Below are 22,768 nucleotides of genomic sequence, written 5' to 3'. Positions count from 1 at the left end.
TTTCCTCAACGCAGTTTCAAAGTGGCAAGGCCGATCAGCACCAGAATCACGGTGATGATCCAGAAGCGCACGATCACGCGCGGCTCGGGCCAGCCTTTCAGTTCAAAGTGGTGATGGATCGGCGCCATGCGGAACACGCGCTTGCCGGTCAGCTTGAAGCTGGCGACCTGGATGATCACCGACAGGGTTTCCACCACGAAGATGCCGCCCATGATGAACAGCACCACTTCCTGACGGACGATCACGGCGATGGTGCCCAGGGCCGCGCCCAGCGCCAGCGCGCCGACGTCGCCCATAAACACTTGCGCCGGGTAGGTGTTGAACCAGAGGAAGCCCAAACCCGCGCCGACCAGGGCGGCGCAGAATACGATCAACTCGCCCGCACCCGGCACGTAGGGGATAAACAGGTATTCGGCGAAATTCACGTTACCCGACAGGTAGCAGAAGATCCCCAGCGCGCCGCCAACCATGACGGTGGGCAGAATCGCCAGGCCGTCGAGGCCGTCGGTGAGGTTGACCGCGTTGCTCGAGCCGACGATGACGAAGTAGGTCAGCACCACGAAGCCCAGGCCCAGCTCCAGGCTGAAGTCCTTGAGCAGTGGCAGAATCAGGGTGGTTTCCACCGGGCTTTGCGCAGTCATATAAAGGAAGAGCGCAGCACCCAGGCCAAACACCGACTGCCAGAAGTATTTCCAGCGGCTCGGCAGGCCCTTGGAGTTCTTCTCGATCACTTTGCGGTAGTCATCGACCCAGCCAATGGCACCGAACAGCAGGGTTACGGCCAGCACGGTCCATACATAGCGGTTGGACAGGTCAGCCCAGAGCAGCGTGCTGACGGCGATGGCCGAGAGAATCAGCGCGCCACCCATGGTCGGCGTGCCCTTCTTCGACAGGTGCGACTGCGGGCCGTCGTTACGCACCGACTGGCCGATCTGGCGGATCTGCAGGGTGCGGATCATCCACGGGCCGAGCCACAGCGACAACGCCAGGGCGGTGAGCACGCCGAGGATGCCGCGCAGTGTCAGGTACTGAAACACTGCGAAACCCTTGTGGAACTGTTGCAGGTATTCCGCCAGCAGCAGCAGCATTAGTGAATCTCCCCGGATGTGCCACACAGCGCCGCGACGACTTTTTCCATCGCCGCGCTGCGTGAACCTTTAATTAGAAGGGTGGTGTCGCCCTGCTCGCTGCCTTGTTCTAGAAGCAGCGCAGCAATCAGGCTGGCTTGGTCGGCAAAATGCCGAGCTGCCGCACCAAACTCGGCCACTGCGTGAGCTGTCAGCGGGCCCACGGCGTACAGCGCATCAACTTTGCCTGCGGCATAACTGCCGACCTGGCGATGGCCCTGCTCGGCCCATTCGCCCAGCTCGCCGATATCGCCCAGCACCAGCACGCGGCGGCCCGGGAAGCCGGTGAGGATATCGATGGAGGCGCAAACAGATGCCGGGTTGGCGTTGTAGCTGTCGTCGATCACTCGCAGACCGTTTGGCGCAATCTGTGCTACGGCGCGGCCTTTGACCGGTTGCAGGCTTTCCAGCCCAGCCTTGATCGCCGCCGGGGCCAGACCCAGCGCCTGGGCAGCAGCGGAAGCGGCCAGGGCATTAGCGACGTTGTGCTCGCCGAGCAGGTTGAGCTGAATACGGGCCTGACCACTGGCGCAATGCAGGGTGAAAGCCGAGCAGCCACGGGCGTCGCGCGCCAGCTCGCTGGCATAAACGTCAGCGGCAGAATTACGCAGGGCGAAGCTGCTGACCGCACGGCCCCGGGCACGTTGCTGCCAGATGGCGAATGCGCTGTCGTCAAGGTTGAGCACGGCCACGCCGCTGTCGCTTAAACCTTCGAGGATTTCGCCCTTGGCCTGGACAATCTTGTCCGGGCCGCCGAACTCGCCGACATGGGCGTTACCGGCATTGTTGATAATGGCTACCTGCGGTCGGGTCAGGTTGACGGTGTAGGCAATCTCGCCGACATGGTTGGCACCCAACTCGATCACCCCGGCAACATGCTCAGGAGCCAGCTCCAGCAAAGTCAGCGGTGCGCCGAGATCGTTATTCAGGTTGCCACGGGTGGCCAGCACAGGACCTCGCAGACCTTCACGCAGGATGCTGGCGAGCATTTCCTTGACCGTGGTCTTGCCGCTGGAGCCGGTAATCGCCACCACAGGCGCGGTGAAGGCCTGGCGGTTAAGCGCGCCCAACTGACCCAGGGCCAAACGGGTATCGGCAACCAGCAGTTGCGGCAGCGCTGCACCGACGACTTCACGCTCGACCAGCGCCGCCAAAGCACCTTTGCTGGCGACGTCAGCCAGGTAGTCATGACCATCGAAACGCGGGCCGGCCAGGGCGACGAACAGCTGGCCTGGCTGAATCGCCCGACTGTCGCTGCTGACTGCACTGAATGCCACATCGGCACCAATCACCTTGGCACTCAATGGGCCAGCCACTTCGCTCAACCGCAGCGCCTTAAGCATGCGCCACCTCCCATGCGGCCAACGCTTTTGTCGCTTCAAGCAGATCGGAGAACGGCTGACGCACGCCGTTGATTTCCTGATAGTCCTCATGGCCCTTGCCGGCCAGTACCAGCACATCATCGGCACTGGCAGCGGCAATCAGCTGAGCAATCGCCAGGCCGCGGCCATGCACAAACTGCACAGCCTCAGGCGTGGCGAAACCGGCACGAATGTCGGCAAAAATCTGCGCAGGCGCCTCTGTGCGCGGGTTGTCATCGGTGACCAGCACCGCATCGGCCAGACGCTCAACCACCGCAGCCATCAGCGGACGCTTGCCGTTGTCACGGTCGCCACCACAGCCGAACAGGCACAGCAGGCGGCCTTTGACATGCGGGCGCAGGGCTTCGAGAACTTTTTCCAGGGCATCCGGCGTATGTGCGTAATCCACCACCACCAACGGCTGCTTGCCGCCACCCAACCGCTGCATACGACCAATAGGGCCCTGCAGCTGTGGCAGCACCTTGAGAATTTCATCCAGCGGGTAATCCAGGCCGAGCAGCGCGCCGACCACCGCCAGCAGGTTGCTCAGGTTGAAGCGGCCGAGCAGCGAGCTGCGCAGGCTGCCTTCACCACGCGGAGTGACCAAGGTCGCGCGCACGCCCTGCTCGTCGAACTGTGCGTCGCGGCAATACAGGTAGGCGTCGGAATCGATCAGGCTGTAGCTGATCAACCGCGACTCGTGCTCGGCAGCGGCCAGTTCACGACCAAAGGCGTCGTCCAGGTTGAGCACGCGGCAACGCAGGCCCGACCAGGCGAACAGCGCGGCTTTCGCCTCGGCGTAAGCCTGCATCGAACCGTGGTAATCCAGATGATCACGGGACAGATTGGTCAGCACTGCCACATCAAACGCCAGAGCCGCCACGCGGCCCTGATGCAGACCGTGGGACGAGACTTCCATGGCCACGGCGCGAGCACCGGCGTTTTTCATATCGGCCAGGGTCGCCTGCACGCCGATGGGATCAGGCGTGGTGTGGCGGCCTTGCTCCAGCGCACCGTAAAAGCCATTACCCAGGGTGCCGACGATACCGCAGCGCTCGCCCAGCAGGTCCAGCGCCTGAGCCAGCAACTGGCTGACGCTGGTTTTACCGTTGGTGCCAGTGATACCGACCAGGTGCAGGCCACGGCTCGGCTCGCCATAGAAGCGCCCGGCAATCGCCGACAGCTGATTAGCCAGGCCCTTGAGCGCAACCAGCTCGGCACTGTGCGCAGTCATCACCGCAGCGCCTTCGGCCTCATAGGCCACGGCGGCGGCGCCACGGGCAACCGCATCGGCGATATGCACGCGGCCGTCCTGCTGGGTGCCTGGCACGGCGAGAAACAGGTCGCCCGGGCGCACCTTGCGGCTGTCCAGGGTCAATTCACGAATCAGGGTGGAGCTGGCGGCTTCCGGCAGCAACTGATTAAGGGGCATAGGCATTAGATGCGCCCTCCTTTAAGGGGATCAACGGCTGCGGTCTCAACCTTGACTGGCTCGGCTGGCGGCAGGTTATCCGGGGCGACGTTCATCAACCGCAGCGCGCCGGCCATGACCTTGCCAAACACCGGCGCGGCGACCAGGCCGCCGTAGTAACCGCCCTCGCCCGGCTCATCAATCATGATGACCGCGGCAATACGTGGGTTATCGATAGGCGCGACACCGGCGAAGAACGAGCGATAGGCCTTGTCGACATAGCCCTTGCTGCCGCCAGTGGCGGCTTTACGTGCGGTGCCGCTTTTGCCGCCGACGTGGTAACCCGGCACCTTGGCCCGCGCACCGCCGCCGCCTGGCTCTTCAACCACCGACTGGAGCATGCCCAGTACGGTTTTGGCGATCTGCTCATCAATAACCTGGGTGGAGACCGGCTGGCGATCCAAACGCACCATCGACAACGGCACGTTCCCGCCGTGGTTGGCCAACACCGAGTAGGCATGCGCCAACTGCACCGCGGTCACCGAAAGGCCATAGCCATAAGCCAAAGTGGCAGTCTCGGCCTGTTTCCAGACGCGGTAGTTGGGCAAATTGCCGACGCGCTCGCCGGGGAAGCTCAGGCCGGTGTCCTGACCCAGGCCGACTTGCTGCATCACGGCGTAAATCGGCTCGGCACCGATATCGAAGGCCACCTTGCTGATGCCGACGTTGCTCGACTTCATCAGAATCTGGGTCAGGTTGAGCACCCCGCCACGGGACACGTCACGAATGGTGTAACGACCGATTTTCAAGCTGCCCGGCGCAGTGTCCACGGTCATTGCCGGGGTCCAGCGGCCGGAGCCCAGGGCGGCAGCGATGGAGAACGGCTTGACGGTCGAGCCAGGCTCGAACACATCGATCATCGCGCGGTTGCGCATGGCCGCCGGCTGCAGATTGCGGCGGTTGTTCGGGTTGTAGGTCGGCTGGTTGACCATGGCCAGCACTTCGCCGGTCTGCACATCGAGCAGCACCAGACTGCCGGCCTTGGCGCCGAACTCGGTGACAGCGTTGCGCAGCTCACGGTGCGCCAGGTATTGCAGGCGCAGGTCAATCGACAATGCCAAGGCCTTACCGGCCTTGGCATTCTGTGCAACCTGGACGTCCTTGATCAGTCGTCCGCGCCGGTCCTTGAGCACCTGACGCTTGCCGGGCACGCCGGCCAGCCAATCCTCGAAGGCCAGTTCCATGCCTTCGCGGCCGCGGTCATCAATGTCGGTAAAGCCCACCACATGGGCGGCCACCTCACCCGCTGGATAGAAGCGGCGGAATTCTTCGATGCCGTACACGCCCGGCACTTTCAGGTCGAGAATGCGCTGGCCCTGCTCAGGCGTCAGCCCGCGCACCAGGTACATAAACTCGCGCTCATGCGCCGCAGCCAGGCGCGCAGAGAAGGTCTTGGCGTCCTGACCCAGGGCAGCCGCGAGTTCATTCCACTTGGCCTTGCCGCTTTGCAGCTCCTTGCCATTGGCCCACAGGGTGGTCACCGGAGTGCTGACAGCCAGGGGCTCACCATTACGGTCGGTGATCAGCCCGCGATGCGCTGGAATCGGGATATGCCGCACGCTGCGTGCGTCGCCATGAGCCTGCAGGAAGCTTTGGTCAAACACCTGCAGGTCGACAATACGCCAGGCAATCGCACCCACCATCAGTGCCAGCAGCAGCAGCACCAGACGGAAGCGCCAGGGGTAGAGTGCGCCTTCAAGACCGATCATGGCGCCACCATGCGCACTTCGGCGGCATCCGGGATACGCATGTTCAGGCGCTCAGTGGCCAGGGTTTCGATGCGGTTATGCGCGGTCCAGGTGCTTTGCTCGAGAATCAGCCGACCCCACTCGGCCTGCGCCTTGTCGCGCACACTGAGTTCGGCATACAGGTCGTTAAGCAGCTGACGGTTCCAGTGCGCGCTGTAGGAAACCCCCACCGCAGACACCAGCACAGCCACAAACAACAGCAGCATCAGCAGACTGCCACCGGGCAATGGCTTGGCGAATAACGCGCTCATCGCACTTTCTCTGCAATGCGCATCACCGCACTGCGCGAACGTGGATTGGCGGCAAGCTCAGCCTCGGAGGCGAATACCGGTTTGCCGATCAGCTTCAAGCGCGGCTCGAAGGCTTTCGGGATGATCGGCAGATCGCGCGGCAGCTTGTCCATCTCACCCTTGGCATGCTTGCGCATAAAGAGTTTGACGATGCGGTCTTCCAGCGAGTGGAAGCTGATCACCACCAGGCGACCGCCCACTTCGAGGTTTTCCAGGGCCGCGTCGAGGCCGCTCTCCAGATCACCCAGTTCGTTGTTGATATAGATGCGCAGGCCCTGGAAGGCGCGCGTTGCAGGATTCTTGCCTTTTTCCCAGGCCGGATTGGCCACGGTCAGCACCTGAGCCAGATCGGCGGTGCGGGTAAACGGTTGCTCGGCGCGGCGCAACACCACGGCGCGAGCCATGCGCTTGGCGAAACGCTCTTCGCCGTACTCCTTGAACACCCGGGCAATTTCTTCTTCGCCAGCGCTGGCGATGAAGTCGGCGGCGCTGACGCCGGCATCCGGGTTCATGCGCATATCCAGCGGGCCGTCATTCATAAAGCTGAAGCCGCGCTCGGCGTCGTCCAGCTGCGGCGACGACACACCGAGATCGAGCAGGATGCCGCTGACCTGACCGCCCAGCGCACGCTGCGCCAGCTCGGCGCCCAGCTCGGCAAAGCTGCGCTGCACAACGACAAAGCGGCCGTCTTCGGCCGCCAGCGCATTTCCCGTCGCAATTGCCAGGGGATCTTTGTCAAACCCCAGCAAGCGACCGTCTGGCCCGAGCTTTTCCAGGATCAGCCGGCTATGCCCGCCGCGCCCGAAGGTGCCATCCAGGTAGCAACCATTGGCGCGCACAGCCAGCCCTTCGACAGCCTCGTCGAGTAGCACGGTGATGTGGCGGAAATTGCTGGTCATGGTCACAGGATCAGGTCACGTAGGTCGTCGGACAGAGCACCCGGTTGCTTGATCGCGGCCAGATCGGCATCGGCCACAGCATTCCAGGCATCTTCATCCCACAGTTGGAATTTATTGAGTTGGCCGACCAGCATCGCGCGCTTATCCAGCTTGGCGTACTCGCGCAGACGCGGCGGCACCAGGAAACGACCACTGGCATCCAGCTCAAGGTCAACAGCGTTGCCGATCAGCAAACGCTGCAGGCGGCGGTTTTCTTCACGGAAGGAGGCGAGCTCGCGGAGCTTGGCTTCAATCAGCTCCCACTCGGACAGTGGATAGACGCAGAGGCAGGGGTCGATGGCATCAATCGTGACGATAAGCTGGCCGGCGCAACGCGACACAAGCTCGTCCCGATACCGACTTGGCATCGCGAGTCGCCCTTTGGCGTCGAGACTGATGGCGTTTGCTCCGCGAAACACGATCGCGCTACCCCTTTTTATTAGCTATCCATGCCTAAGAAACCCACTTTGTGCCACTTCCTACCACTCGCGCACACTATAGGAACGCACGCCCCCCACCGTCAAGGCACGCTTGGCGGGAAAAATCCTTATAGAACGGCGATTTAGCGAACTTTGAGAGGGGCAAAACGGAGAAATAACGCGAGGAAATGGATATAAAAATGAGCTTATGCAGCGCGTTGAACTGCGAAGTTAAAGTAGTTTGTTAAGAGTAAGATTTTTTCGGTCTTAGAAAGGAGGTGAAACAGTGAAGCGGATAAATGAGGAAGGTGGAGAGTCGATCTGTAAGCCGGGTTCTGTCGAGGACAGTCATTCCTCTACGACGTACATCACTGCACGCCTTTAGCAACCTACCCGGTTCCAGCGCGGGCCACGCCAATGGAACCCTATTTGGTCTTGCTCCGAGTGGGGTTTGCCTAGCCACGAACTGTTACCAGTCGCGCGGTGCGCTCTTACCGCACCTTTTCACCCTTACCGGCACCGAAGCGCTTAGGCGGTTATTTTCTGTGGCACTTTCCGTAGGCTCACGCCTCCCAGGCGTTACCTGGCACTCCGCCCTATGGAGCCCGGACTTTCCTCCCCCGCATTACGCAGAACGCAACACGGCAGCGACTGTCCGATCGACTCTCCACGGGCAAGGTTAACGGCCCGCGCCCCATAGAACAAGGTTTAAACGTCTTTCTGCTGCTCCAGGGCCACCTGATAGAGCAAGTTTTTGCGCACCCCAGTGATCTCCGCGGCCAGTGCCGCCGCGCGCTTGAGCGGCATTTCCGCCAACAGCAGACTCAACACGCGCATGGCTTCAGCACTGACTGCCTCCTCGCCTTCCGGCGCCTGCCAGCCCGCAACCAGCACCACACATTCGCCGCGCTGCTGATTGCTGTCGGCGGCCACCCAGGCGGCCAACTCAGCCAACGGCATGCCCTTGAGTGTTTCGAAGGTTTTGGTCAGCTCACGCGCCAGTAGCGCTGGACGCTCATCGCCAAACACCGCCTGCATATCCTGCAGGCATTCAAGAATGCGGTGCGGCGCCTCATAGAAGATCAGCGTGCGCGGCTCTTCCTTTACCTGCTCAAGGCGTGCGCGGCGCCCAGCCGCCTTGGCGGGCAGAAACCCCTCGAAAATAAAGCGATCCGACGGCAAGCCTGCAGCCGACAACGCGGCAATCAGTGCACAGGCGCCCGGTACCGGTACCACCGCAATACCGGCAGCACGCGCTTGGCGCACAAGGTGATAGCCCGGATCGGAAATCAGCGGCGTGCCGGCATCGGAGATCAGCGCCACATCGTCACCCGCCAGCAGCCGCGCAAGAAAGCGTCCGCCCTGATCGCGCTCGTTGTGCTCATGGCATGCTGCCAGCGGCGTGCCGATGCCAAAGTGCTGCATCAGCCGTGCGGAATGGCGGGTGTCTTCGGCGGCAATCAGAGCCACGCTGCGCAGGATGGTTAGCGCTCGCGCGCTGATGTCATCCAGGTTGCCAATGGGTGTAGCAACCACATAAAGACTGCCCAAAGGCGAATTCGCAGCAGCGGAAGTGGTCACAGCACAGGCCTCTCAAAATCAGCAAAGCGCGCATTGTAGCCCGTTTCCAACCTTCGACATCGCGTCACCCGGCGGGCTTGGGTACAATTCGACGCTCAATTTGATCAAGTATCAGGAACGCCCTACATGCCCACCCGCCTGATCGCCCGCCTGCGCGCCCTTTCCATCCTCTGCCTTGCCGGCCTGCTAGCCGCTTGCGCCAGCCAGCCCTCATCGACCCTGGGCGAGCTGCCGCGCACGCCGCAAGCCAGCATCGAACAACTGCTGCAGCAAGCGGCCGAAAGCCCGGCCGAGCAAGCCGCGGCACTGCGCCTGTCGGCGGCCGACCTGGCCTATAAGCAGAAAGACCTGACTCGCGCCAGCAGCATTCTTGAACAGGTGCAGCTGGAAAGCCTGAAACCGGCCCAGCAGATTTACGCCAGCACCCTGCGCGCCGAACTGGACATGAGCCGCAACAAACCCAAGGCCGCCCTGCGTGCCCTCAGCCACCCGAGCATGGAGCGCCTCGGCGAGCTGCCAGTTGAACAACAGGTACGCAGCCAGCTGGTCCGCGCCAACGCTCTGCAAGCCACCGGGCAAACCCTGGCCGCAGCCCGCGAACGCGCCTACATCGCCCCGCTACTCAGTGGCGCCAGCGCCACGCACAACCAGGAAGCCATCTGGACCCTGGTCTCCAGCCTGCCCGCGAGCGAGCAGCAAGCCAGCGGCGATGCCGACCTCGACGGCTGGCTGGAACTGGCCCGCGCCTCCAAGAGCGCCGGCACCCTGGAGCAGCAGCAAACCGCTATTGATGCCTGGGTCGCCGCCAATCCGCAGCACCCTGCAGCGCAACAACTGCCGCAGGCGCTGGTCGAGCTGAAAAAGCTCTCCAGCCAACCGCTAACTGAGATTGCTCTGCTGCTGCCACAAGATGGCCAACTGGCCAGCGTGGCCCGCGCCCTGCGCGACGGCTTCCTCGCCGCGCACTACCAGGCGCAACAAGCCGGACAGAACCCACCGAACATTCAGATGTTCGACAGCTCGCGCATCGGCTCCATGGACGCCTTCTACGCCCAGGCCCAGGCCACCGGCGTACAGCTAGTGATCGGCCCGCTGGAAAAGAACCTGGTCAGCCAGCTGAGCAGCCGTGAACAGCTGCCGATCACCACCCTCGCACTGAACTACAGCGAAGGCACTCAGGAAGGCCCGGCGCAACTGTTCCAGTTCGGCCTCGCCGCCGAGGACGAAGCTCGCGAAGTCGCCCGCCGCGCCTGGGCCGACGGCATGCGCCGCGCCGTAGCGCTGGTGCCCAACGGCGAATGGGGCGACCGCGTGCTCGCCGCTTTCCGCCAGAGCTGGCAAGCCCAGGGCGGCACCCTGATCGCCGCCGAGCATGTTGATCAGCCGGTCGAACTGGCCCGACAGATCGCCGATTTGTTCCAACTGCGCGAAAGCGAAGCACGCAGCAAACGCCTGCAAAACACCCTGGGCACCTCGGTTGCCGCCGCCCCGTCGCGCCGCCGTGATGTCGACTTCATCTTCCTCGCCGCCACGCCGCAGCAGGCCCAGCAGATCAAACCGACCCTGGCCTTCCAGTACGCCGGCGATGTACCGGTGTACGCCACCTCGCACCTGTTTACCGGCACCTACAACCAGGCGCAGTACATCGACCTCAACGGCATCATGTTCTGCGAAACCCCGTGGCTGCTGAACGTCAACGACCCGCTGCGCCAGCAGGCCAGCACGCAGTGGCCGCAGGCCGGCGGTAGCCTCGGCCGCCTGTATGCCATGGGCGCTGATGCCTTCCAGCTGGCACCACGCCTGAACCAGCTCAAGGCGCTGCCCGAGACTCGCCTGCAAGGCCTGTCCGGTAACCTGAGCCTGAACCCGAGCCAGCGCATCGAGCGGCAACTGCCCTGGGCCGAGTTCCGTGACGGCCAGGTGCAGCCGCTGCCCGACAGCCTCAATTGAGCGAGCGCATCAGCACGCAACAACGCGGTGATGCTGCCGAAGCCCTGGCCCGGCAGCATCTCGAGCAGCACGGCCTGCGCCTGCTGGCACAGAACTGGCGCTGCCGCCTCGGCGAGCTCGATCTGGTCATGCTCGACGCCGATACAGTAGTATTCGTAGAAGTTCGCTATCGGCGCCATAGCGCCTGGGGCGGCGCAGCAGAGAGCGTGGATGCACGCAAACGTGAGAAACTCAGCCGCGCCGCTCAGCACTTCCTGCAACAAGAATCACGCTGGGCCAAGTACCCATGCCGTTTTGATGTGATTGCCATAAACGCCGACAGCCAAGCCCCCGCGCAACTGGAATGGATTCAAAACGCCTTTGATACCTGAACAGACGCCACACTGAAGGTTATATCTCCAATGGACATGCAAGCCCGTATTCGCCACCTGTTCCAAGCCAGCATTGAAACCAAGCAGCAGGCCATGGAAGTGCTCATCCCCTTTATCGAGCAAGGCAGCCTGGCCATGGTTCAGGCACTGCTCAGCGAAGGCAAGATCCTTTCCTGCGGCAACGGCGGCTCAGCTGGCGACGCCCAGCATTTCTCCTCCGAGCTGCTCAACCGCTTCGAGCGCGAGCGCCCAAGCCTGCCAGCCATCGCCCTGACCACCGACAGCTCAACCATCACCTCGATTGCCAACGATTACAGCTACAACGAGGTGTTCTCCAAGCAAATTCGCGCACTCGGGCAACCGGGCGACGTACTGCTGGCGATTTCCACCAGCGGCAACTCGGCCAACGTGATTCAGGCCATCCAGGCTGCCCATGACCGCGAAATGACGGTGGTCGCCCTTACCGGTCGCGATGGCGGCGGCATGGCTTCACTGCTGCTACCGGAAGACGTGGAAATCCGCGTGCCTTCGAAAGTTACCGCACGCATCCAGGAAGTCCACCTGCTGGCCATCCACTGCCTGTGCGACCTGATCGACAGCCAACTGTTTGGGAGTGAAGAATGACCCGTTCACCACTGATCCTCGCCGCTCTGGCGCTAACCCTCGCCCTCGCGGGCTGCGGCAACCGCAGCGTCGGCAACAAGATCGACGACCAGTTCATCCCTTCCGAGGTCAGCTCCAGCGTGGCCCGTGCGCATATTGACCTGACCAGCCCGACCTCGCGCATCGTGGTGACCAGCTACAACGGCGTGGTACTACTGGCCGGCCAGACCCCACGCAGCGATCTCAAGACCATGGCCGAGCAAGCCGCGCGCAAGGTCAACAACGTGAAGAAGGTGCATAACGAACTGCAGGTGCTGAACCCCACCTCACTGCTGGTGCGCAGCAACGACTCGCTACTGACCAGCCGCATCAAGACCCAGATGCTCGCCGACAGCAGCGTGCCCGGTTCGCGCATCAAGGTGATCACCGAGAACGGCATCGTCTACATGCTCGGCGTGGTCTCGCAGGCCGAAGCCACTCACGCCACCAACCTGGTGCAAAGCGTCTCCGGCGTGCAGAAAGTGGTGAAGCTGTTCGAGTACGTCAACTGATAGCCCCATCCAGGTAGCGCCTGTGCGGCGGCAATAAAAAAGGCGATCTTCGGATCGCCTTTTTTATCTTTACTTGACCACTTTCAGACTAGGCCTGCCACTGGGGCGCGGCGGCTCATCATCCGGCGGGCTTTGCTCATCCGGGTCTTCGATCTCCTCAGCATCGAGCATCGACGATTCCGCATCAAACACCATGCCCTGGCCATTCTCCCGCGCATAGATCGCCAGCACGGCAGCTGCGGGGATATACAGGCTTTGCGGCACGCCGGCAAAACGCCCCTCGAAGCTCACTGCCTCGTTATCCATATGCAAATGACGCACGGCTGTAGGCGAGACATTCAGCACGATCTGCCCATCACTGGCAAAACCGGCAGGCACCTGCACACCGGCAAATTCGGCATTGACCAGCAGGTGCGGGGTGCAGTCGTTGTCCACGATCCACTCATAGAGGGCACGAACCAGATAAGGACGACTCGACTTCATCACTACCTCCTCGGGTTAACGCATATCACGTTCGACAGGCGACAGACTGGCCTGGAACGCTTCACGAGCAAACTGACGCTCCATGTAGTCCAGCAACGGCTTGGCCGGCTTTGGCAACTCTATCCCCAGAATCGGCAAACGCCAAAGAATCGGCAGCAGGCAGCAATCCACCAGGCTCAATTCCTCACTGAGGAAATAGGCCTTGTCGGCAAACAGCGGCGACACACCCGTCAGGCTCTCGCGCAGCTCCTTGCGCGCCAGCGCACGGGCCGGCTCCTTGCTGCGCGGATCAAGAATCAGGTCCACCTGTGCGCACCAGTCGCGCTGAATCCGATGAATCAGCAGACGGCTATTGGCTCGAGCCACCGGGTACACCGGCAACAACGGCGGATGCGGGTAACGCTCATCCAGGTATTCCATCACCACAGTCGACTCATACAGAGCCAAATCGCGATCCACCAGGGTCGGCAGGCTGGCGTAGGGATTAACCTCCAGCAGCTTGGCCGGGTAACGGCCCTTTTCGACACTGATGATCTCGGCGCTGACACCCTTCTCGGCGAGCACAATGCGTACGCGGTGGGAATAGTGGTCGGCGGGGTCGGAGTAACAGGCCAACCGATTGGTCACGCCCATGGCGGTCCTCCTCGCTTATAAAGTTATGTGAAGCAGAAAAAATTGCCGGAGCAATTTTTGACGTCGCTTGCGACGGCCCCGCAGGGGTAGCCGCCAGGGATGGCAGGGTACAAAACCTGCGCGCCCAAAGGGGCGCGCAGGTCAACAGCGGAGATGCTACGGATTAATGCACGTCCTTCCAGTACTCGCGCTTGAGCAGATAGGCGAATACGAAGAAGAAGGCAAGATACAGCAGAACGTAGGTACCGATGCGCTGACTTTTCAACTTGACCGGGTTGGCCGAGTAGGCGAGGAAGGTCACCAGGTTCTGGATCTTCTCGTCGAACTCTTCAGTGCTCAGCTGGCCGGTCTTCGGCTCAACAGTCAACTGGTCACAGGCTTCGTGAGTGATCGGGGTGCCGGTCAGTGGATCGAACAGCTTCTTGCCATCCTCAACCACTTGCACCTGCTTGCAACCAATCACCTGCTTACCCTGCAGGCCCACCAGCACGTTCGGCATGCCGACGTTCGGGAAGACCTTGTTGTTGGCACCTAGCGGACGACTTGGATCGTCGTAGAAGGTGCGCAGGTAGGTGTACAGCCAATCGTTACCACGCACACGGGCAACCAGAGTCAGATCGGGCGGCGCAGCACCAAACCAGGCTTTAGCATCAGCTGGCTGCATGCCGATATTCATATGCTCGCCAATCTTCGCACCGGTGAACACCAGGTTCTCCAGCATGATTTCATGGGGAACACCAATGTCATCAGCAACACGCTCATAGCGCTGATATTGCGCCGAGTGGCAACCCATGCAGTAGTTGGCGAACGTACGCGCGCCATCCTGCAGAGCCGCTTTATCAGCCAGATCGATATCCACTTTATCCAGTGGGTAGCCACTGCCAGCGCCCAAAGCCAGCGCCGGCATTGCAGCAATTACGAGTGCAGCAAATAGCTTCTTCATCAGCCAGTCACCCTTTCCGGAACCGGTTTGGTCTTCTCGAGTTTGGTATAGAACGGCATCAGGATGAAGTACGCGAAGTACAGGAAGGTACACACCTGCGACAGCAGCGTACGGCCTGGGGTTGGCGACAATACGCCCAACACGCCGAGAATCACGAAAGATACGCAGAAGATCAGCAGCCAGACCTTGCTCATCCAGCCCTTGTAGCGCATCGACTTGACCGGACTACGGTCCAGCCACGGCAGCACGAACAGCACTGCAATAGCCGCACCCATGGCAATTACACCGAGCAGCTTGTCCGGCACCGCACGCAGAATTGCGTAGAACGGGGTGAAGTACCAAACCGGGGCAATGTGCTCAGGGGTCTTGAACGGGTTAGCCGCTTCGAAGTTCGGCTTCTCGAGGAAATAACCACCCATTTCCGGGAAGAAGAAGATCACGAAGCAGAAGATAAACAGGAACACCACAACACCGACGATATCTTTCACGGTGTAGTACGGGTGGAAGGCGATGCCGTCGAGCGGAATGCCGTTCTCATCCTTATTCTTCTTGATGTCGACGCCGTCCGGGTTGTTCGAGCCGACTTCATGCAGCGCCAGGATGTGCAACACCACCAGACCGAGAATCACGATCGGCAGGGCCACAACGTGCAGGGCGAAGAAGCGGTTCAGGGTAATCCCGGAAATCAGGTAGTCACCACGGATCCACTGAGTCAGGTCCGCACCGATCACCGGAATGGCACCGAACAGCGAGATGATCACCTGGGCGCCCCAGTAGGACATCTGGCCCCACGGCAGCAGGTAACCCATAAAGGCTTCGGCCATCAGCATCAGGTAGATCAGCATGCCGAAGATCCATACCAGCTCACGTGGCTTCTGGTAGGAGCCGTAGAGCAGACCGCGGAACATGTGCAAGTAGACCACCACGAAGAACGCCGAAGCACCGGTGGAGTGCAGGTAGCGCAGAATCCAGCCGTACTCCACATCACGCATGATGTATTCGACCGAAGCAAAGGCCTGCTCAGCCGACGGGGTGTAGCTCATGGTCAGCCAAACACCGGTAACGATCTGATTGACCAATACCAGCAGCGCCAGGGAGCCGAAGAAGTAGAAGAAATTGAAGTTCTTTGGCGCGTAGTACTTGGACAGATGGTCTTCCCACATCTTGGTCGCGGGAAAGCGCGCATCAACCCATTCCATGAATTTACTCATCATGCTTTCTCCTGATCCACACCGATGATGATCACATCATCCGACTCATACGTGTGCGGCGGCACCGGCAGGTTCAAGGGCGCAGGCTGAGCCTTGTACACGCGACCAGCGAGGTCGTAGCGCGAACCGTGGCATGGGCAGAAATAGCCACCAACCCAATCAGCACCGAGGTCAGCAGGCGCCACTTCCGGACGGAAGGACGGCGCGCAACCCAGGTGGGTGCACAGACCTACCAGCAGCAGCACTTCCGGCTTGATCGAACGGGTTTTCGGATCGACATAGCTCGGCTGCTCAGACGCCTTGGAGTCAAAGTCGGCCAGTTGCGGCTCAAGCTTGACCAGGTTGCTGAGGATCTCCTCGGTACGGCGCACGATAAACACCGGCTGCCCCCGCCACTCGGCAACCATTTGCTGGCCCGGCTCGATCTTACTGACGTTCACCTTTACAGGTGCTCCGGCAGCTTTAGCCTTGGCGCTTGGGAACCAGGACCCTACGAACGGGACCGCGGCACCCACCGCTCCTGCAGCGCCCACCACAGAGGTGGCCGCTACCAGAAAGCGACGCCGGCCTGCATTCACGCCGTCATTGCTCATTCAGTCGTCTCCCATCAGCTTTATGGCCTTTTAAGCAGGCCTATACTCGGTAAGTTTCAGATCGCACAAAAAGTTGCCGAATGGTAAAGAAAAGCCCCTTTACTGACAAGGTAATTACCCAGTCATAAGGGACGCAACGCCTTGCAAATCACGGCACTCACCGCTGCGGCATGATGCCGCAGACTAAATCATCGCCCATAAAAAACGCCCAGCTCCGAAAGGAAACTGGGCGTTTTTTGGAACGCAGGTAGCGAATTAACGCTTGGAGTACTGCGGACGCTTACGCGCTTTACGCAGACCAACCTTCTTACGCTCAACTTCACGGGCATCGCGAGTCACGAAGCCAGCTTTACGCAGAGTAGGACGCAGCGCTTCGTCGTAGTCCATCAGGGCACGAGTGATACCGTGGCGGATTGCGCCAGCCTGACCACTTACGCCGCCACCAATAACGGTAACGAAGATATCGAACTTCTCGGTCATCTCAACCAGTTCCAGCGGCTGACGAACTACCATGCGGGCAGTTTCGCGACCGAAGAAACCATCAAGAGTGCGATTGTTGATGGAGATTTTGCCAGTGCCCGCACGCAGGAAAACGCGAGCGGTTGCAGTCTTGCGACGGCCAGTGCCGTAATTTTGAGTCGCCGACATAATGAACTATTCCGTTAAAACTTCAGTTCTTGGGGCTGCTGAGCAGTGTGGGGGTGAGCAGCGCCCGCATACACTTTCAGCTTACGATACATGTCGCGACCCAGCGGGTTCTTCGGCAGCATGCCTTTAACCGCGGTCTCGATCACGCGCTCAGGGGCTTTAGCGATCAGCTTTTCGAAGTTGATCGACTTGATGCCGCCCGGGAAACCGGAGTGGGAGTAGTACATCTTGTCAGTGGTCTTGGCACCGGTAACGCGAATCTGCTCAGCGTTGATGATGACGATGTAGTCGCCGGTATCAACGTGCGGAGTGTATTCAGGCTTGTGCTTGCCACGCAGACGGCTTGCAACTTCGGTAGCCAGACGACCCAGGGTCTGACCTGCAGCGTCGACGACAAACCAGTCGCGCTTAACTGTTTCCGGTTTAGCAGTAAAAGTTTTCATTCTTTATAGCCTCAGGGGCCGCCCTGATAAATAAGACGGCGGATCTTACTGAATAGTGCGTACTTTGACAAGTCAAAGGCAGCCGAAAACAGGCGCTATCGGGGGCTCGGGTCAGCGCGTCCGTAATACGGCAAGATTCTTCGGCAGGCGGCGCATCACTTCCACTGCAGAAAGAGGTGCGCAATTATGCAGATTGCGCGGAGAATTTCAACACGATTATGCCAATCCGCTTTTTCAAGGAGCTAGCAATGGATTACCGTCAACTCGGCCGCACTGATCTAAAGGTCAGCAGTCTGTGCCTAGGCACCATGACCTGGGGCGAACAGAACAGCTCTAGCGAGGGCTTCGCCCAGATCGAACGCGCCAAGGCCTACGGGGTAAATTTCATCGATACCGCCGAGATGTACCCGGTACCGCCGCGCGCCGAGACCTACAGCAAGACCGAACAAATCATCGGTGACTACTTCAAACAGCGTGGTGATCGTGCTGACTGGGTGCTAGCCAGCAAGATCGCCGGCCCTGGCAATGGCATCGGCTATATCCGCGACGGCCAACTCAAACACAACCGTGCGCATATCGCCCAAGCGCTGGATGCCAGCCTCAAACGCCTGCAAACCGACTGGATCGACCTCTACCAGCTGCACTGGCCAGAGCGCCCGACCAACTACTTCGGCCAGCTCGGCTATCGCCACCAGGACAGCGAATACACACCACTGGAGGAAACCCTCGAAGCCCTGAATGAACAGGTCAAGGCCGGCAAAATTCGCCATATCGGCCTGTCCAATGAAACGCCTTGGGGCACCATGAAATTCCTGCAATTGGCCGAACAGCGTGGCTGGCCGCGCAGCGTATCGATTCAGAACCCCTACAACCTGCTCAACCGCAGCTTCGAAGTGGGCCTGGCGGAAATCTCCATCCGCGAACAATGTGGCCTGCTCGCTTACTCGCCCCTGGCCTTCGGCATGCTCTCCGGCAAGTACGCTGACGGCGCACGCCCGGCCAATGCGCGGATCAGCCTGTTCAGCCGCTTTACCCGCTACACCAACCCGGAGTCGGAAAGCGCCTGCGCACGCTATGTCGCTCTGGCGCGCGAGCATGGTCTGGATCCAGCGCAGATGGCCTTGGCCTTTGTCACCGCGCAACCCTTCGTCACCAGCAACATCATTGGCGCGACCAGTCTGGAGCAACTGGACAGCAACCTAACCAGCAGCGAACTGAAACTCTCTGTCGAGGTACTGACTGGTATCGAGGCGATTCACAAAGCCCAACCCAACCCAGCCCCCTGATCGCTACATGAGACATAAAAAAGCCCGGCAATAGCCGGGCTTTTTTTATTCAGCGCTCGATCACAGCGAGCGGGCGATGATCTCTTTCATGATCTCGTTGGTGCCCGCATAAATGCGCTGCACCCGCGCATCGGCCCAGGCGCGCGCCACCGGGTATTCCCACATATAGCCGTAGCCGCCGTGCAGCTGCACGCACTCATCCAGCACTTTGCACTGCAGATCAGTGCCCCAGTACTTGAGCATGGCCGCAGTCGGCACATCCAGCTTGCCCTGCAGATGCAGCTCCAGGCAGCGATCGACAAATACCCGACCGATCTGAATTTCCGTGGCCATTTCCGCCAGCTTGAAACGGGTGTTCTGGAAGTCACCAATCGGCTTGCCGAATGCCTTGCGCTCGCGGGTGTACTCCAGGGTCCACTTGAGTGCCGCCTCGGCCGAGGACAAGGCACCGATACCGACGGTCAAACGCTCCTGCGGCAGCTCCTGCATCAGATAGGCAAAGCCCATGCCGGCCTGGCCCAGCAGGTTTTCCTTGGGCACGCGCACGTCCTGGAAGAACAGCTCGGAGGTGTCCTGGGCTTTCATGCCGACCTTTTCCAGACGCTTGCCCTTGGAGAAGCCGGGCGTATTGGCTTCAACCAGAAACAGGCTAGTGCCCTTGGCGCCGGCTTTCGGATCGGTCTTGGCCACCACGATTACCAGGTCAGCCAGAAAGCCGTTAGTGATAAAGGTCTTCGAGCCATTGATCACGTACTCATCACCATCCAGCACGGCTGTGGTTTTTACGCCCTGCAGATCGGAGCCCGCGCCCGGCTCGGTCATGGCGATGGCGGTAACCATCTCGCCGGACACCAGCTTGGGCAGGTAATGCTGCTTCTGCGCTTCGCTGCCGTAATGCAGGATGTAGGGCGCGACGATGTCCGAGTGCAGGGAGAAACCGATGCCAGTCAGACCCAGGCGGCCGACTTCCTCGATCACTACGGTGCTGTAGAGAAAATCCGCCGCCATGCCGCCGTACTCTTCCGGGATATGCGAGCAGAGCATCCCCGCCTCCCCCGCCTTGCTCCACAGCGCGCGGTCGATATGACCGTCCTTTTCCCACTGCTGATGGAAAGGTACGGCTTCCTGCTCAAGGAACTTGCGCACGCTGTCGCGAAATTGTTCGTGTTCGGAGCTGAAAATCGTTCTGGGGATCATGGCAATACCTACAAATATGGGCGGTTTTAAACTGGCCTCGACTTTAGCCAAGCAAACGCTTGGTCACACTGGACACAAGCGCCAAAAAATAAGACGATCCAGCCAGCTCATGACCACTTAGCCTTAATAAGAACAATATCTATGCCTATTCAGTCACCAGCGCCGCTGCACCGCGTCAGCATTCTTGCCACCGAAGGCGTGTTCGCCTCGACCCTGATGCAGGCCAAGGACTTCTTCCATATGGCCAGCCTGCGCTACGGCAAACAGCAGGGCCTGGGCCTGACGCCGACCTTCGAAATCCACCTGGTCAGCCCGGATGGCCAACCGGTGCGCAGCTTCAGTGACGTGCTGATTCCGGTCGATGGTGCGCTGGAAGATGCCGACGTGATCATCCTGCCGGCCTTCTGGGATGACTTCGACGCGCTGTGCCAGCGCCACCCACAGGTGCTCCGCTGGCTGAAACAGCGCCACGCCGCCGGCAGCGCGATCTGTGGCGAAGCCACCGGGGTGTTCTGGATGGCCCAGGCGGGCCTGCTCGATGGCAAGGAGGCGACTACCTACTGGCGCTTCTTCAACGAGTTTACCGAGCGTTTCCCCAAGGTGCTGCTCAATCAGGAGAAACACCTGTCGGACGCAGACAACCTGTACTGCGCCGGCGGTGTTACCTCGGCCTGCGACCTCTACATTTACCTGATCGAACGCTTCTGCGGCGCCAGCGTGGCCCAGGGTGTGGCCCGCGACATTCTGTATGAAGTGCAGCGCAACTACGCCCCCGGCCGCATCGGCTTTGGCGGGCAGAAGCTGCACCACGACATGACGATTCTGCAGATCCAGCAGTGGCTGGAAGATCACTTCGCCGACAAGTTCCGCTTCGAGGATGTCGCCCGCGAACACGGCATGAGCATCCGCAACTTTATGCGCCGTTTCCAGACCGCCACTGGCGACAAGCCGCTGCATTACCTGCAACGCCTGCGCATCGAAACGGCCAAGGGCTTGCTCAGCGCCACCCGCAAAAGCATCAAGACCATCAGCTATGAAGTGGGTTACGACGACGCCAGCTTCTTCGCCCGGCTGTTTCGTCAGCACACGGAACTGTCACCCAACCAGTACCGCCGGCAGTTCCAGCACAAGGACAGCCATGCTTAAGGTCGGCACGGGCGCGTACCCGGCGCACTGAAAACCCGCGCAACTCATCCTTGGATGGGTGGGGCGCGGGCGGCAGCGCTCTATGATCGGCGCATACCTACAACAATCAGGTCATCACCATGCGCCGCACACTTATTGCCTTACTTGCCGCCTGCAGCTTCAGCGCTGTCGCCGCCGACAGCTGGAAGCCCTTCCCTTACGACCAAAGCGCCTATGACTATTCGGGCGACAAGCTGCGCCAGGCCTGGCCGCAACTGACGCGCGGCTTTGGTACTGACTACCCCTTCCCCGACGCCGACTGGGTGGTGACCATGGCCACCACCCATCCTCAGGCACTGGAAAAAACCGTACTGGCCAATACCGGCTTTACCGGCAAACCGGAGGAAGCCGAGCTCTACGCCGCAAAACTGCAGGACGTCTGGCGCCTGGTGTTTCGCGGCGACTTCGCCGAGGCCAAGCAACAGGGCCTAGCCCTGGGGGTTGGCGGGCAGATCCCAGCGATGTTCGCGCAGGTCATCTACGCCATGTTTCTGGTGCCAGAGCAGGAAGAGAAGCACCGCCTGCTGGAAGAAGTAATCACCTACACCGACCAGGCCGGTGAGCTGGTTCAAGCCGACGTGGCTGCACAATTCGGCCGCGTCTATGCCAAGGCACGCCTGGGCGAGGAACTGTCAGTGCCGGTGGTGCTCAAGCGCGGCTACACCTCGCAGATCCCCAACGAACTCAAGGCCTTGCTGGCCAAACACCCGCAGCAGCCGTTCGCCCTGGCCCTGTATGGCGGCTACGAGGCTGGGGTAATTCGCAAGGTTGGCAAGATGGTCGGGCGCATGACCTACGGCGTCAGCGCCGACAATATGGAGAAGTATTTCAGCCGCAGCTTCCAGGCCCAGGATGACCTGCCCATCGGCCATTACGAATACGCCAACGCCCTGACCTACGTGTACGGCGACGACGAACAAGCCAAGGCCCTGCAACACCTCAAGCGCGCCGTGGCGATCAAACCGATCAACGCCATGGAAGCATTGGAAGTGGCCCACGCGCAGAAAATGCTCGCCCAACACCAGCAGAAACTGGCGCAAAACTAAGCCCTGCTGAAACGCAAAAAGGCTGCCTGATGGCAGCCTTTTTATTGCGCCTGGCGCCCCGTTAGCTGAATGCGTGATCGCGGATTTTCTGCAACGCCTGCGACATCTTCGCCGCTGGCACCCGCTGCAGATTGCACAGCAGCTCATGGGAAATCTCGGCAATGCCGTGCCGCTCACGCAGCAGCATCGCCATAAAGCAGGCCAGATTGGCCGCCATTTCCGCATCGGCCAGCGCGCGGTGCGCCTTGCCGGTATCGGGCAGGCCAATCCACTGGTTGAGGTTACCCAGCTTATGACTGGGCGCCATCGGCAACAGGCGGCGCGACAACAGCAGCGAGCAGGCAAACGGTTGCACGCGGCGACGGCGGATCAGCGCCAGCTCGGCATCCCAGAACTTCTGATCGAAGCTGGCGTTGTGCGCCAGCAGCGGACGATCGCCGACAAACTCTGCCACTTCCTGCATCACCTGCGCGGCCGGCGGCGCCGTGCGCAGCATGGCGTTGCTGATGCCAGTGAGCTGTTCGATAAACGGCGGCACCCAGGCGCCGCTGTTCATCAGGCTCTGGTAGCGCGCAACGATCTGCCCATCCTCGACGATCACCACACCGATTTCGGTGGCGCGCGCCTGCTGGGCCGGTGACATACCGGTGGTTTCAAAGTCGAGTACGGCGATGGAATCGGCAAGCATCG

At 60.8% G+C, this 22,768-nt stretch carries 24 protein-coding genes and 1 other RNA gene; 7 read left to right on the top strand and 18 right to left on the bottom strand.

Annotation, left to right across the window (positions count from 1 at the left end):
• Positions 1-5: 5 nt before the first annotated feature.
• The 9 genes from mraY to rsmI form a co-directional block, all read right to left on the bottom strand.
• The gene (gene mraY, locus P3C18_RS05130; protein ID WP_275960778.1) at positions 6-1,088 is read right to left on the bottom strand and encodes a phospho-N-acetylmuramoyl-pentapeptide-transferase; all 1,083 of its coding nucleotides are present in this window, start codon (positions 1,086-1,088) and stop codon (positions 6-8) included.
• A complete protein-coding gene (murF, locus tag P3C18_RS05125; RefSeq protein WP_275960777.1) occupies positions 1,088-2,470 on the bottom strand; it encodes a UDP-N-acetylmuramoyl-tripeptide--D-alanyl-D-alanine ligase in 1,383 nt (460 codons plus the stop codon). Before murF ends, mraY begins: the two co-directional genes overlap by 1 nt.
• A complete protein-coding gene (locus tag P3C18_RS05120) occupies positions 2,463-3,926 on the bottom strand; it encodes a UDP-N-acetylmuramoyl-L-alanyl-D-glutamate--2,6-diaminopimelate ligase (protein WP_275960776.1) in 1,464 nt (487 codons plus the stop codon). The genes murF and P3C18_RS05120 overlap by 8 nt, the downstream gene beginning before the upstream one ends.
• Positions 3,926-5,668: a penicillin-binding transpeptidase domain-containing protein gene (locus P3C18_RS05115; RefSeq protein ID WP_275960775.1), complete on the bottom strand. Its 1,743-nt coding sequence runs from the start codon at positions 5,666-5,668 to the stop codon at positions 3,926-3,928. The genes P3C18_RS05120 and P3C18_RS05115 overlap by 1 nt, the downstream gene beginning before the upstream one ends.
• The gene (gene ftsL, locus P3C18_RS05110) at positions 5,665-5,958 is read right to left on the bottom strand and encodes a cell division protein FtsL (RefSeq protein ID WP_275960774.1); all 294 of its coding nucleotides are present in this window, start codon (positions 5,956-5,958) and stop codon (positions 5,665-5,667) included. The genes P3C18_RS05115 and ftsL overlap by 4 nt, the downstream gene beginning before the upstream one ends.
• Positions 5,955-6,896 (bottom strand): 16S rRNA (cytosine(1402)-N(4))-methyltransferase RsmH, encoded by a 942-nt coding sequence (gene rsmH / locus P3C18_RS05105; protein ID WP_275960773.1) that lies wholly within the window; start codon positions 6,894-6,896, stop codon positions 5,955-5,957. The genes ftsL and rsmH overlap by 4 nt, the downstream gene beginning before the upstream one ends.
• Before the next feature lie 2 nt (positions 6,897-6,898).
• The gene (mraZ, locus tag P3C18_RS05100) at positions 6,899-7,354 is read right to left on the bottom strand and encodes a division/cell wall cluster transcriptional repressor MraZ (RefSeq protein ID WP_090249128.1); all 456 of its coding nucleotides are present in this window, start codon (positions 7,352-7,354) and stop codon (positions 6,899-6,901) included.
• Positions 7,355-7,662: 308 nt separating this feature from the next.
• An RNA gene (rnpB, locus tag P3C18_RS05095) (RNase P RNA component class A) lies at positions 7,663-8,021 on the bottom strand.
• A gap of 41 nt (positions 8,022-8,062) precedes the next feature.
• Positions 8,063-8,905, bottom strand: coding sequence for a 16S rRNA (cytidine(1402)-2'-O)-methyltransferase (gene rsmI, locus P3C18_RS05090; RefSeq protein ID WP_275960772.1), 843 nt, complete (start codon positions 8,903-8,905; stop codon positions 8,063-8,065).
• A gap of 168 nt (positions 8,906-9,073) precedes the next feature.
• Between rsmI and P3C18_RS05085 the strand changes: the two genes are divergently transcribed.
• From P3C18_RS05085 to P3C18_RS05070, 4 genes are read left to right on the top strand one after another with little or no spacing between them, the layout of a single operon-like run.
• Complete coding sequence (locus tag P3C18_RS05085) at positions 9,074-10,885, top strand: penicillin-binding protein activator (protein ID WP_275961585.1); 1,812 nt, start codon at positions 9,074-9,076, stop codon at positions 10,883-10,885.
• The gene (locus tag P3C18_RS05080; protein WP_275960771.1) at positions 10,882-11,256 is read left to right on the top strand and encodes a YraN family protein; all 375 of its coding nucleotides are present in this window, start codon (positions 10,882-10,884) and stop codon (positions 11,254-11,256) included. The genes P3C18_RS05085 and P3C18_RS05080 overlap by 4 nt, the downstream gene beginning before the upstream one ends.
• A 30-nt stretch (positions 11,257-11,286) precedes the next feature.
• The gene (locus P3C18_RS05075) at positions 11,287-11,880 is read left to right on the top strand and encodes a phosphoheptose isomerase (RefSeq protein WP_275960770.1); all 594 of its coding nucleotides are present in this window, start codon (positions 11,287-11,289) and stop codon (positions 11,878-11,880) included.
• On the top strand, positions 11,877-12,410 hold the full coding sequence (locus P3C18_RS05070) for a BON domain-containing protein (protein ID WP_275960769.1): 534 nt from the start codon (positions 11,877-11,879) through the stop codon (positions 12,408-12,410). Before P3C18_RS05075 ends, P3C18_RS05070 begins: the two co-directional genes overlap by 4 nt.
• A gap of 69 nt (positions 12,411-12,479) precedes the next feature.
• Here the strand turns inward: P3C18_RS05070 and P3C18_RS05065 are convergent, their stop codons facing one another.
• The 7 genes from P3C18_RS05065 to rplM all read right to left on the bottom strand — a co-directional run bounded on the left by P3C18_RS05065 (position 12,480) and on the right by rplM (position 17,364).
• Positions 12,480-12,893 carry a ClpXP protease specificity-enhancing factor gene (locus P3C18_RS05065; protein WP_275960768.1) on the bottom strand — a complete coding sequence of 138 codons (414 nt, stop codon included), beginning with the start codon at positions 12,891-12,893 and terminating at the stop codon, positions 12,480-12,482.
• Between the two features lie 15 nt (positions 12,894-12,908).
• A complete protein-coding gene (locus tag P3C18_RS05060; protein WP_275960767.1) occupies positions 12,909-13,526 on the bottom strand; it encodes a glutathione S-transferase N-terminal domain-containing protein in 618 nt (205 codons plus the stop codon).
• A gap of 163 nt (positions 13,527-13,689) precedes the next feature.
• Positions 13,690-14,469, bottom strand: a complete 780-nt coding sequence (locus P3C18_RS05055) for a cytochrome c1 (RefSeq protein ID WP_275960766.1) — start codon at positions 14,467-14,469, stop codon at positions 13,690-13,692.
• Positions 14,469-15,680, bottom strand: coding sequence for a cytochrome bc complex cytochrome b subunit (locus P3C18_RS05050; RefSeq protein ID WP_275960765.1), 1,212 nt, complete (start codon positions 15,678-15,680; stop codon positions 14,469-14,471). The genes P3C18_RS05055 and P3C18_RS05050 overlap by 1 nt, the downstream gene beginning before the upstream one ends.
• Positions 15,680-16,273, bottom strand: a complete 594-nt coding sequence (gene petA / locus P3C18_RS05045; RefSeq protein WP_275960764.1) for a ubiquinol-cytochrome c reductase iron-sulfur subunit — start codon at positions 16,271-16,273, stop codon at positions 15,680-15,682. The genes P3C18_RS05050 and petA overlap by 1 nt, the downstream gene beginning before the upstream one ends.
• Positions 16,274-16,528: 255 nt before the next feature.
• The gene (gene rpsI, locus P3C18_RS05040) at positions 16,529-16,921 is read right to left on the bottom strand and encodes a 30S ribosomal protein S9 (protein ID WP_275960763.1); all 393 of its coding nucleotides are present in this window, start codon (positions 16,919-16,921) and stop codon (positions 16,529-16,531) included.
• Between the two features lie 14 nt (positions 16,922-16,935).
• Entirely contained in the window at positions 16,936-17,364 is a 429-nt protein-coding gene (gene rplM, locus P3C18_RS05035) for a 50S ribosomal protein L13 (protein WP_090249152.1), read from the bottom strand.
• A gap of 248 nt (positions 17,365-17,612) precedes the next feature.
• Between rplM and P3C18_RS05030 the strand changes: the two genes are divergently transcribed.
• Positions 17,613-18,650, top strand: a complete 1,038-nt coding sequence (locus P3C18_RS05030; protein ID WP_275960761.1) for an NADP(H)-dependent aldo-keto reductase — start codon at positions 17,613-17,615, stop codon at positions 18,648-18,650.
• Positions 18,651-18,710: 60 nt separating this feature from the next.
• On the opposite strand, the gene P3C18_RS05025 is transcribed toward P3C18_RS05030, so the two are convergent.
• Positions 18,711-19,847 (bottom strand): acyl-CoA dehydrogenase family protein, encoded by a 1,137-nt coding sequence (locus P3C18_RS05025; protein WP_275960760.1) that lies wholly within the window; start codon positions 19,845-19,847, stop codon positions 18,711-18,713.
• A 240-nt stretch (positions 19,848-20,087) separates the two neighbouring features.
• Between P3C18_RS05025 and P3C18_RS05020 the strand changes: the two genes are divergently transcribed.
• Entirely contained in the window at positions 20,088-20,993 is a 906-nt protein-coding gene (locus tag P3C18_RS05020; protein ID WP_275961584.1) for a GlxA family transcriptional regulator, read from the top strand.
• 119 nt (positions 20,994-21,112) lie between these two features.
• A complete protein-coding gene (locus P3C18_RS05015; RefSeq protein WP_275960759.1) occupies positions 21,113-22,078 on the top strand; it encodes a hypothetical protein in 966 nt (321 codons plus the stop codon).
• Between the two features lie 61 nt (positions 22,079-22,139).
• Here P3C18_RS05015 and P3C18_RS05010 read toward each other — a convergent pair whose 3' ends face one another.
• Positions 22,140-22,766 (bottom strand): 3'-5' exonuclease, encoded by a 627-nt coding sequence (locus P3C18_RS05010; protein WP_275960758.1) that lies wholly within the window; start codon positions 22,764-22,766, stop codon positions 22,140-22,142.
• Positions 22,767-22,768: the final 2 nt, after the last annotated feature.

This window comes from Pseudomonas sp. 1928-m (assembly GCF_029269135.1).
Taxonomy (GTDB): Bacteria; Pseudomonadota; Gammaproteobacteria; order Pseudomonadales; family Pseudomonadaceae; genus Aquipseudomonas.
This window is presented reverse-complemented; position numbering and strand designations above follow the sequence as displayed.